Origin of the sequence: Sinomonas humi (assembly GCF_000802235.1) — a bacterium.
Taxonomy (GTDB): Bacteria; Actinomycetota; Actinomycetes; order Actinomycetales; family Micrococcaceae; genus Sinomonas; species Sinomonas humi.
Window position 1 is genome coordinate 1 of the sequence record NZ_JTDL01000130.1, and the last position, 9,771, is coordinate 9,771.

The 9,771-nt window shown below is 68.0% G+C and carries 10 protein-coding genes; 8 read left to right on the forward strand and 2 right to left on the reverse strand.

Annotated elements, in window-relative coordinates; all coding sequences use genetic code 11:
* The first annotated feature begins 15 nt into the window (after positions 1-15).
* From LK10_RS13475 to LK10_RS13495, 5 genes are read left to right on the forward strand one after another with little or no spacing between them, the layout of a single operon-like run.
* A complete protein-coding gene (locus LK10_RS13475) occupies positions 16-387 on the forward strand; it encodes a TOBE domain-containing protein (protein ID WP_081998538.1) in 372 nt (123 codons plus the stop codon).
* Positions 384-1,175, forward strand: coding sequence for a molybdate ABC transporter substrate-binding protein (modA, locus tag LK10_RS13480; RefSeq protein WP_043124616.1), 792 nt, complete (start codon positions 384-386; stop codon positions 1,173-1,175). The genes LK10_RS13475 and modA overlap by 4 nt, the downstream gene beginning before the upstream one ends.
* The gene (locus LK10_RS13485) at positions 1,153-1,971 is read left to right on the forward strand and encodes an ABC transporter permease (protein WP_043124619.1); all 819 of its coding nucleotides are present in this window, start codon (positions 1,153-1,155) and stop codon (positions 1,969-1,971) included. The genes modA and LK10_RS13485 overlap by 23 nt, the downstream gene beginning before the upstream one ends.
* Positions 1,968-3,035 (forward strand): sulfate/molybdate ABC transporter ATP-binding protein, encoded by a 1,068-nt coding sequence (locus LK10_RS13490; RefSeq protein ID WP_043124622.1) that lies wholly within the window; start codon positions 1,968-1,970, stop codon positions 3,033-3,035. The genes LK10_RS13485 and LK10_RS13490 overlap by 4 nt, the downstream gene beginning before the upstream one ends.
* A 31-nt stretch (positions 3,036-3,066) precedes the next feature.
* Positions 3,067-3,702 carry a TrmH family RNA methyltransferase gene (locus LK10_RS13495; RefSeq protein WP_231567766.1) on the forward strand — a complete coding sequence of 212 codons (636 nt, stop codon included), beginning with the start codon at positions 3,067-3,069 and terminating at the stop codon, positions 3,700-3,702.
* Between the two features lie 187 nt (positions 3,703-3,889).
* Here the strand turns inward: LK10_RS13495 and LK10_RS13500 are convergent, their stop codons facing one another.
* Both LK10_RS13500 and LK10_RS13505 read right to left on the reverse strand, forming a co-directional pair.
* Complete coding sequence (locus LK10_RS13500) at positions 3,890-4,315, reverse strand: DUF302 domain-containing protein (protein ID WP_043124627.1); 426 nt, start codon at positions 4,313-4,315, stop codon at positions 3,890-3,892.
* A gap of 79 nt (positions 4,316-4,394) precedes the next feature.
* Complete coding sequence (locus LK10_RS13505; protein ID WP_043124630.1) at positions 4,395-5,588, reverse strand: TerC family protein; 1,194 nt, start codon at positions 5,586-5,588, stop codon at positions 4,395-4,397.
* Between the two features lie 310 nt (positions 5,589-5,898).
* On the opposite strand from LK10_RS13505, the gene LK10_RS13510 reads away from it, so the two are divergent.
* The 3 genes from LK10_RS13510 (at position 5,899) to LK10_RS13520 (ending at position 9,606) form a co-directional block, all read left to right on the forward strand.
* Positions 5,899-7,887, forward strand: coding sequence for a S53 family peptidase (locus LK10_RS13510; RefSeq protein WP_081998537.1), 1,989 nt, complete (start codon positions 5,899-5,901; stop codon positions 7,885-7,887).
* Positions 7,888-8,134: 247 nt separating this feature from the next.
* On the forward strand, positions 8,135-9,157 hold the full coding sequence (gene fbaA / locus LK10_RS13515; RefSeq protein ID WP_043124632.1) for a class II fructose-bisphosphate aldolase: 1,023 nt from the start codon (positions 8,135-8,137) through the stop codon (positions 9,155-9,157).
* A 20-nt stretch (positions 9,158-9,177) separates the two neighbouring features.
* The gene (locus LK10_RS13520) at positions 9,178-9,606 is read left to right on the forward strand and encodes a DUF3151 domain-containing protein (protein ID WP_043124635.1); all 429 of its coding nucleotides are present in this window, start codon (positions 9,178-9,180) and stop codon (positions 9,604-9,606) included.
* Positions 9,607-9,771: the final 165 nt, after the last annotated feature.

The following is a 9,771-nucleotide window of genomic DNA, read 5'->3' on the forward strand; positions in this document are numbered from 1 at the left end:
AWAAGAGACAGCCTCCTGGGCGTGAGCGACGACACCGTGCGCCGTTGGGTCGACTCCGGCGTCCTCACCGCCACGAAGGACCCCTCCGGACGCTCCGCAGTCGACGGCGCCGAACTCGCCGACCTCGCCCGCCGGCAGGCGAGCACGCCCCGCGACTCAAGCGGCGTGGCCCGCTCGGCGCGCAACAGCTTCGCCGGCCTCGTGACGAGCGTGATCGAGGACCGCGTCATGGCGCAGGTCGAGCTGCAGTGCGGCCCGTACCGCGTCGTCTCGCTCATGAGCTCGGAAGCTGTCCGGGAACTCGGGCTTGAGCCCGGGAGCGTCGCGACGGCAGTAGTGAAGGCCACGACCGTCATCGTCGAAACCAGCGGAGGGAAAGCGTCATGAAGGTTCTGCTCAAGCGGGCCCTCGCCGGGGCCAGCGTCGCCCTCGCCTTGGCGCTCACGGCGTGTGGGGGGACGACGGCGGCAGGCGGCAGTGCGTCGTCGTCCGCGTCCTCTGGAGGTTCCCTCACCGTCTTCGCGGCCGCCTCGCTCACGGCGACGTTCACCGAACTCGGCCACGACTTCGAGGCGGCCCACCCCGGCTCGAAGGTGAACTTCAACTTCGGCGGCTCCTCCGACCTCGTGTCCCAGCTGCAGAATGGAGCGCCGGCGGACGTCTTTGCCTCCGCGGACCAGGCGAACATGACCAAGGCGACGAGCGCCGGTCTCGCCGCCGGCACGCCGCAGATCTTCGCGACGAACGTGCTCGAGATCGCGGTGCCGCCGTCGAACCCGGCCGGGATCCACACGTTCCAGGACCTCACGAAGCCGGGCGTAAGACTCGTGGTCTGCGCCCAGCAGGTGCCGTGCGGGAGCGCGACGCAGAAGGCGGCGAAGGCTGCGGGCCTCACGCTCAAGCCCGTGAGCGAGGAGCAATCCGTCACGGACGTCCTTGGGAAGGTCATCTCGGGAGACGCCGACGCGGGGCTCGTGTACGTCACGGACGTCAAAGGCGCGGGCGGCAAGGTGAGCGGAGTGACGTTCCCGGGGTCCTCGTCGGCGGTCAACAGCTACCCGATCGCGGCCCTCAAGGCATCCAAGAACGCGTCCCTCGCGCAGGAGTTCGTGGACTTCGTCCGCGGCTCGCAAGGGCAGAAGGTGCTCGGCGATGCCGGCTTCGGCGCACCCTGAGCGGCGCGGCTACTCCGGCCTCCCACGCTGGATCTACATCCCAGCCACGCTCGGTGTCCTGTTCGTGCTGGTGCCGCTCGTGGGGATGCTGGCCCGCGTTGACTGGCTGAACTTCATCCCGCTCATCACGTCAGACTCCTCGCTCGCAGCGCTCCGCCTGAGCCTCGAGACGGCCTTGGCCAGCACGGCGGCGTGCCTTGTCCTCGGCGTGCCGATGGCGCTCGTCCTCGCTCGGGGGCCGGTCCGGGGGCGCCGCTGGCTTCGCGCCCTCGTGCTCTTGCCGCTCGTCCTGCCGCCCGTCGTCGGCGGCCTCGCGCTCCTCTACACTTTCGGGCGGCTCGGGCTCGTGGGGCGTTGGCTCGATGTGGTCGGCGTGCAGCTCGCGTTCACAACGCTGGCCGTCGTCATGGCGCAGACGTTCGTCTCGCTGCCGTTCCTCGTGGTGAGCCTCGAGGGCGCGCTCCGCACTGCCGGAGGCCGCTACGAGGCCATCGCCGCGACCCTCGGTGCCACACCGACGCACGTGTTCTGGCGAGTGACGCTGCCGCTTGTTGTGCCGGGCCTTGCGTCGGGGCTCGTGCTCTCGTTCGCGCGCAGCCTCGGCGAGTTCGGGGCCACGCTCACGTTCGCGGGCAGCCTCGAGGGCGTCACGCGCACGCTGCCGCTCGAGGTCTACCTCCAGCGTGAGGTCGACCCCGATGCGGCGGTTGCCCTCGCTCTCGTGCTCGTCGTGGTCGCCGCCGTCGTCGTGGGCGTCGCGTACGGGCGGCGGTTGGCAGGGGCTGTTTCGGCGTGAGCTTTCGACTGGAGGCCGCGATCGGGGAGCGGGGGTTCGACACGGCGTTCGAGGTGCACGACGGCGAGACTGTCGCCGTGCTGGGGCCCAACGGCGCGGGGAAGTCGACTCTCTTCGCGTTGGCCGCCGGCCTGCTCCGGGCGGATTCGGGCCGCGCCGTGCTGGACGGGCGGATACTGTTCGACGACCGTGCGTGGGTTCCGCCCCACGCCCGCGGGGTCGCCCTCCTCGCCCAAGAGCCGCTGCTGTTCCCGCACCTGAACGTCGTCGAGAACGTGGCGTTCGGGCCGCGGGCGGGCGGGGCGTCGCGTCATGACGCGCGTGGGGCGGCGGAGCGCTGGCTCGGCGAGGTCGACGCCCTCGCGCTCGCCGACCGCCGCCCCGCCCAGCTCTCGGGCGGCCAGGCGCAGCGGGTCGCCATAGCCCGCGCCCTCGCCGCCGTGCCCCAGCTCCTCCTGCTCGACGAGCCCTTCGCAGCGCTCGACGTCGCCGCCGCCCCCGCGCTGCGGCGCCTCCTGCGGCGCGTCCTCGCCAAACGGACAGCGGTGATCATCACCCACGAGGCCCTCGACGCTCACATGCTTGCGGACCGGGTTGTCGTGCTTGAGGGGGGACGCGTGGTGGAGGAGGGGCCGACGGCGGAGCTGCTCGAGCGCCCCCGGAGCCGCTTCGCCGCGGGGCTTGCCGGGCTCAACTTCCTTCAAGGGCGAACGACGGCACCTGGCCGGCTGCGCGTCGAGGGCCTGGGCGACGTCTTCGGCGTGGAGCGGCCCGAGGCGGATGCTGCGCTCGCGGGCGAGGACGCAGTCGCCGTCTTCCGGCCCGCCGATGTATCCATCTACCGACCTTCAGAGGTTCCCCACGGTTCGCCGCGGAACGCGTGGAGGGCCATTGTCGAAGAACTCGAGCCGCGTGGTCCGCAGGTGCGTGTCCACGCCGCGACCCCGCGTGCGACCATCGTCGCGGACCTGACGCCCGCGGCGGCTGCCGAACTGGACCTCGGGCCGGGCTCCGCTGTCGTCCTCGTAGCAAAGGCCGCGGCGGTGGCGGTGTACTCGGCCTAGCCGGATGCTTGGCGTCTTCTACCCTTGTGCAGTGAGCGAAGAGCGCGAAGTCGAGGTCGGTGTAGGCCCATGGGAGGGCATTTGGCCCGAGGGCGACCATTGGGACCACGAGCTCCTGGCCCAGGGAGACCGCCGGAACGTCCTGGACCAATACCGCTACTGGAAGCATGAGGCGATCGTCGCCGAGCTCGACACGCGCCGGCACGAGTTCCACGTCGCAATCGAGAACTGGCAGCACGACCTCAATATCGGCACCGTTGTTCGCACCGCCAACGCGTTCCTCGCCAAAGAGGTCCACATCATCGGGCGGCGCCGCTGGAACCGCCGCGGGGCCATGGTCACCGACCGCTACCAGCACCTCCGGCACCACGCCACCGTTGACGAGTTCGTGGCGTGGGCGCGCTCGGAGGAGCTGGCGATCCTCGGCGTCGACATCTTCCCGGACTCCGTGCCGCTCGAGACTTACGACCTCCCGCGTCGCTGCGTCCTGGTCTTCGGCCAGGAAGGGCCGGGGCTGACCCCTGAAGTGCATGCCGCGGCCGAGGCGACGCTCTCGATCGAACAGTTCGGGTCCACGCGTTCGATCAACGCCGCCTCCGCCGCAGCCATCGCGATGCACGCGTGGATTCGCCGCCACGTGTTCGGCCAGGTGCCGAGGGCTCGCTGAGACCGCGCTCGCTGAACCCGTGCTCGCGCTCCCGCCCACTTGTGATTTCCCAATCACTGCGGAAACCGGCGTGTCGGAGGGTGGCCCGACTTTTTGTGGCCAGAAGTGGGCGAGAGCGTAGGCCGGAAGGCGGTCTGGACGGCGGTCTGCAAGCCGGTCTGGACGACGGCTGGACGGAAACCGGCCCTCAGCTTGCCGGGCGGGCCTCCGCCACAATGAATGACAGGGCCGCGCGAAGTTTCGCTGCCGCATCATTGGCGACGGCGCGTACCTGAGGGCTGTCGCTGAGTTGGACCATGGTCTCGGGATCGATCGCGTCGATCATTGTCACGGTGTCGTCCTTGCCGCGGCGGACCACGACGTTGCACGGCAGGAGCGCGCCCAGTTCAGGCTCCGCGGTGAGAGCCCTCCGGGCCAGGCCCGGGTTGCAGGCCCCGAGGATCACGTAGTCGCCCAGTTCCGTCGCGGCCTCGGTCCCGAGTTTCGCCGAGAACGTTGCCCGGATGTCGCTCTCCGAGAGGATGCCGAAGCCCTGGCCGGTGAGGGCGGCCCGCGTTCGCTCCATCGTCTTGGCGAACGAAAGAGGGACTGCAACCGAGTACGTGTAGGACATGGGAGTTCCTTCCAGCAGGGCCTGACCTTTCGAGGCTGGTAGGTATCCCCGCCGAGGTCTAGAGGCGGAAGCCTCCTGTTTACCGTGCCGTCCGCAAGTACTCCGTGTGGCGAGCCTGTGCCTCGCGGACCTTGGCCCTGATCGACTCGACGTCCTTCGCCTTGTCCCGGTACTTCCTGTCCATTAGCTCGATGGCGGTGACCTCGTCTTCGAGGTCCTGGTAGACGCGCTCGCGTTCGGCAGGGTCGGCCGTGTACCCGAGATCGAGGTAGCTCTCGGCATGTCGCCTGGCGTTGTTGATCGCGGTCTGCGCCTTTCCAGCAGGGCTTACAAGCGACGCGACGATCGTCACGACCAGGACGCCGATGATGACGACGAGCGAGAGGCCTGTCGTCACCTCGAAGACCTCGACATGATGGCCGCCGTTGATGAACGGGAGCGTGTTCTCATGCAGCGCGTGGAGCACGAGCTTGGCCCCGATGAACGCGAGGATCGCCGCGAGGCCGTAGGAGAGGTAGATGAGCCGATCGAGCAGGCCGTCGAGGAGGAAGAAGAGCTGCCGGAGGCCCATGAGCGAGAACGCGGTCGCGGTGAACACGATGTAGGCGTTCTGGGTCAGCCCGAAGATTGCGGGGATCGAGTCGAGCGCGAAGAGGACATCCGTTCCGCCGATGGCAACCATGACGAGGAGCATGGGCGTGAGGACGCGCTTGCCGTTCTCCACCGTGAAGAGCCTGTCGCCGTCGTAATTCTGCGAGGTGCGAAGGAACTTTCGTGCCAGCCGGACGATGACGTTGTCCGCTTCGTCTTCCCCATGGCTCTCGGGCTTGAGCAGATGCCCCGCTGTGATGAGGAGGATCGCCCCGAAGACGTAGAAGATCCAGGCGAAGCTGTTGATGAGCGCGACGCCGAGGAAGATGAACACCGTCCGCGCGATGAGGGCGAAGACGATACCGAACAGCAGTACCTTCTGCTGGTCCTCTCGCGGGACGCGGAAGCTCGCGAGGATCACGAGGAACACGAAGAGGTTGTCCACGGAGAGCGCCTTCTCCGTGATGAAACCTGCGAAGTACTGGCCGCCCATCTCGGTTCCCCCGAGTGCGAGGACGACGACGCCGAAGAGCACCGCGGCGCCCACATAGACGGAGGACCAGAGGGCTGCTTCCCGGAGGGTCGGCGCGTGGGCCTTACGGATGTGGAAGAAGTAGTCGAAGGCTAGGAGGCCCAGTACCACCGCGATCGTGATGGTCCAGACGAGGGGAGAGACGGACATGGAGTCCCTTTCGCAAGGTAGGCGTGACCGCCACAAGTCTTTCCACCCGTCCGCCGGGCCTCTCGCCCGTTCCGACAGGCCGCCGCACCCGGCCAGGCTCCCGTGCCCGACGTGTTGACGTGTGCGGCGCCTTGGATACTCCCCTGCGCAGTTCAAGACTACCCGGCGCGCTGCAGATCCCCAATTCACAGGAAATTCACAAACTCACAGAAAACTCTCAGCTTCTCTTCTCTCCCTGCAAAGGTTGTTTCAGAACTAGTCTCGCTCCCAGCCGGGACACTCACGCCAGTCTCGGGACGGGAGAAAATCCATGCCTGAACACCAACGGTCCCCACGAGTTTCGCTGCGCCTTTTCGCGGTCGCTGCTGCCGTCACCTGCGCCGCGGGCCTCGGAACGGCAGCCTCGGCGGTCGCCTCGCCGCCCAGCCCCCCGCCGTCGCACTCGAAGACGTATCCGGGCTCTGTGCCTCCTTGGGCCGGCTCGCGCACGAAGACGGGCAACCCTCTCAGCAACACGACTGTGGAGGGCGAGATCTACTTCAACCTCCGCGACCTTGCTGGAGCGAAGGCCACGGCCGACGGCGTTTCCACGCCGGGCAGTGCGGCCTACGGGCAGTACCTCGCGCCCCAACAGTGGATCGACACCTACGCTCCCACCCAGGCCACGTTTGACGCGACCGTGAACTGGCTCAAGTCCCAGGGCATGACGATCACCGGCACCCCGCAGAGCCGTCTCTACGTCGTATTCCGCGGCACCGTCGCCCAGATCAACGCGGCGTTCAGCACAAGCGAGCAGAATTACAGCTTCGGGGGCCAGACACTGATCGGCCCGGCCACGGCCCCGTCTGTCCCCGCGGACCTCGGCGACGCGATTCAAGGCGTCTCGGTGGATCAGGGCAAGCTCCTCACCCACCCGACCAACGCGACCCCGAATTCCGGCGAGGCTGCGCCCGCGGCCAGCAAACCGATCCAACCGCCGCTCAGCGTCCCCTGCTCTGATTACTGGGGCCAGAAGACGGCCACCCTTCCCAAGGCGTACGGGACCACGAGCTTCCCGACCTACATCTGCGGCTACACCCCCACCCAACTTCAGGGGGCGTACGGGATCTCTCCCGCGGGCACGGTGAACGCGGCGGCTGGAGCGGGCCAGAAGGTCGCCATCATCGACGCCTACGCCTCGCCGACGATTGTCCAGGACACGAATACCTGGTCGGCTGCGAGCGGGGTCCCATCGCTCGCAGCTGACCAGTACCAGCAGATCGTCCCCGACTCCCGGATGTTCCTCGACAAGGCCCTGTGCCAAGAGCCGAGCGGCTGGCAGGGCGAGCAGACGCTTGACGTCGAGGCCGTGCACGGGATGGCGCCTGCTGCCAACATCCTCTACGTCGGCGGCAACAACTGCGGCGGCGGACTCGACCTCGCCATGTCGACGATCCTCGACAGCCACCTCGCGAACATCGTTTCCAACAGCTACGGCAACGTGGGCGAGGCACTCCCGGCGAACACGCTCATGGGCGAGCAGAACCTCCACCTTCAGGCCGCAGCGGAGGGCATCGGGCTGTACTTCTCGAGCGGCGACTCAGGGGACGAGGTGGCGAACCTCGGCTACGCTTCGCCCGACTTCGCGGCCAGCTCGCCGTACGTGACGGCCGTGGGCGGCACTAGCCTCGCGGCCGGCCAGAATGGCAGCTACCTCTTCGAGACGGGCTGGGGCACGGCCCGCCAGCGCGTGGTCCCGGACTCGACCGGCCAGCTCGTCTACGCGGGCTCGCTCCCCGGACCGTTCCACTTCGGCGCGGGCGGCGGCACGAGTGCCGTCTTCGCGCAGCCGGCTTACCAAGCCGGAACCGTCCCGGCTTCGCTCGCCCAAGGCCACCGTGTCTCGCCGGACGTCTCGTCCCTCGCCGATCCCTACACCGGCTACCGGATCGGCTACAGCCCGATCACGAACGACAACGTCCTCAAGACCGGCTCCTTCGCCTTTGAGGGCATCGGCGGCACATCGCTCGCCTGCCCGCTCACTGCGGCTCAGATGGCCGTGGCCCAGGGAGCTTCGGGCAAGGTCATCGGCTTCGCGAACCCGACGATCTACGCCGCGGCTGCTGCAGGCGGCGAGCAGCGCGACGTTGCCCCTGCCGGGGAGAAGGCGGTCGCCTTCTCGAGCACGGTCAGCGGCAACACCTACCTCATCGGGATGGACCACGATTCGTCGTTGTTCACCGCCCCGGGCTACGACGACGTCACCGGCGTCGGCAGCATGACCGAGGGCTTTGCCCAGCAGGTGGCGGCGCTGCACTAGCGCCGAATCACAAGGCCTGCTCTTCCCTTGGGGGGAGCGGATGGGAGGACGACGGCGGCGCGTGGGGCGCCGTCGTCGTCCTTGCTTTCGGGGGCTCAGGCCTCCGGGGTGCCGCGAGTCGTTAGGGGCGGCGCCTGTCATTTGTCCGTCGGCACATGGCGGCTGCGACGGGTCTCGCTAGGATGTGAAGTGGCCAGCACACCGCCGTGCAATTCTTTGCCGCACGGACCTGAATCGAGGAGATTCCATGCCTATCGCCACCCCTGAGAAGTACGTCGAGATGATCGATGCCGCCAAGAACGGCGGCTACGCGTTCCCGGCGGTCAACGTGACCTCGTCCCAGACGCTCAACGCGGCGATCCGCGGCTTCGCCGAGGCGGGTTCCGATGGGATCATCCAGGTCTCCACGGGCGGCGCGGCCTACTGGTCCGGCGCGTCAGTTAAGGACATGGTCGCCGGTTCCCTCGGCTTCGCAGCCTTCGCGCGGGAAGTGGCGAAGAACTACGAAGTCAACATCGCCCTCCACACCGACCACTGCCCCAAGGACAAGCTGGACGGTTTCGTCCTGCCGCTCCTCGCAGCCTCGGAGGCCGAGGTCAAGGCCGGCCGCGAGCCGCTGTTCAACTCGCACATGTGGGACGGCTCGGCTGAGACCCTCGAGGAGAACCTGCGCGTCGCGAAGGACCTCCTCGCGCGGACGTCCGCCGCCAAGATGATCCTCGAGGTCGAGATCGGCGCGGTCGGCGGCGAGGAGGACGGGGTCGAGAACGCGATCAACGAGAAGCTGTACTCGACCGTCTCCGACGGCCTCGCGACTGTCGAGGCCCTCGGCGCCGGCGAGAACGGGCGCTACATCACAGCCCTGACGTTCGGCAACGTCCACGGCGTCTACAAGCCGGGCAACGTCAAGCTCCGCCCCGAGATCCTCAAGGAGATCCAGGCCGAGGTCGGCGCGAAGATCGGCAAGGACCGCCCGTTTGACCTCGTGTTCCACGGTGGCTCCGGCTCGAGCGAGCAGGAGATCGCAGACGCCGTCTCCTTCGGCGTCATCAAGATGAACATCGACACCGACACCCAGTACGCGTTCACGCGTCCCGTGGCGGGCCACATGTTCAAGAACTATGACGGTGTGCTCAAGGTCGACGGCGAGGTCGGCAACAAGAAGACCTACGATCCGCGCGTTTGGGGCGCTTCGGCCGAAGCCGGCATGGCTGCCCGTGTTGTCGAGGCCGCGCAGCAGCTCGGCTCCGAGGGCAAGTCCATCAAGTAGCCTTCGGCCGGAGGACCAGAATGAGTGACGAATTCCGAACCAACCTCCTCGGCCCCGAGCCCACTCGGCTCCCGGCCGAGACCGAGGTGTACCAGGGGCTCGCGACCGGGCACTCGCCGCGCGACCTCGTGGTGAAGCACCCTGAGTCGTCGCTCCTGTGGGCGCTCCTTTCGGAGGAGGCTTGGGCCGCGGGCAACATCGTCGAGGCGTACGCCTTCGCCCGAGTGGGGTATCACCGTGGCCTCGACGCCCTGCGCCGCAACGGCTGGCGCGGGGCGGGGTCCGTCCCGTGGGAGCACGAGCCGAACCAGGGGTTCCTCCGGGCTCTGTACGACCTCGGGCGCGCCTCCTCCGCGATCGGCGAGGACGGCGAGCCCGAGCGGATCGGGAAGTTCCTCGACGAGTCAGATCCGACCGCGAAATCGGCGATCGAGAAACTCGCCCACTGACCGTTTCGGGTACGCCAACTTCGCCCTGCCCTCTTTGCCAAGCTGGTTGTGAGTCAGTTCCGATCGGCGAAGGAGGAGGTCTGTGTCCATGATTCTGGGCAGGACGGTGGAGGAGGTCCGTGAGCTGGTCCATGAGTACGAGCTGGTTCGGCACGGGGACAAGGG

Coding starts and splice junctions, on each gene's coding strand:
- LK10_RS13510 (WP_081998537.1), top strand. CDS start 5,899: ATGCCTGAACACCAACGGTCCCCACGAGTTTCGCTGCGCCTTTTCGCG.
- LK10_RS13520 (WP_043124635.1), top strand. CDS start 9,178: ATGAGTGACGAATTCCGAACCAACCTCCTCGGCCCCGAGCCCACTCGG.
- modA (WP_043124616.1), top strand. CDS start 384: ATGAAGGTTCTGCTCAAGCGGGCCCTCGCCGGGGCCAGCGTCGCCCTC.
- LK10_RS13505 (WP_043124630.1), bottom strand. CDS start 5,588: ATGTCCGTCTCTCCCCTCGTCTGGACCATCACGATCGCGGTGGTACTG.
- LK10_RS13485 (WP_043124619.1), top strand. CDS start 1,153: ATGCCGGCTTCGGCGCACCCTGAGCGGCGCGGCTACTCCGGCCTCCCA.
- fbaA (WP_043124632.1), top strand. CDS start 8,135: ATGCCTATCGCCACCCCTGAGAAGTACGTCGAGATGATCGATGCCGCC.
- LK10_RS13500 (WP_043124627.1), bottom strand. CDS start 4,315: ATGTCCTACACGTACTCGGTTGCAGTCCCTCTTTCGTTCGCCAAGACG.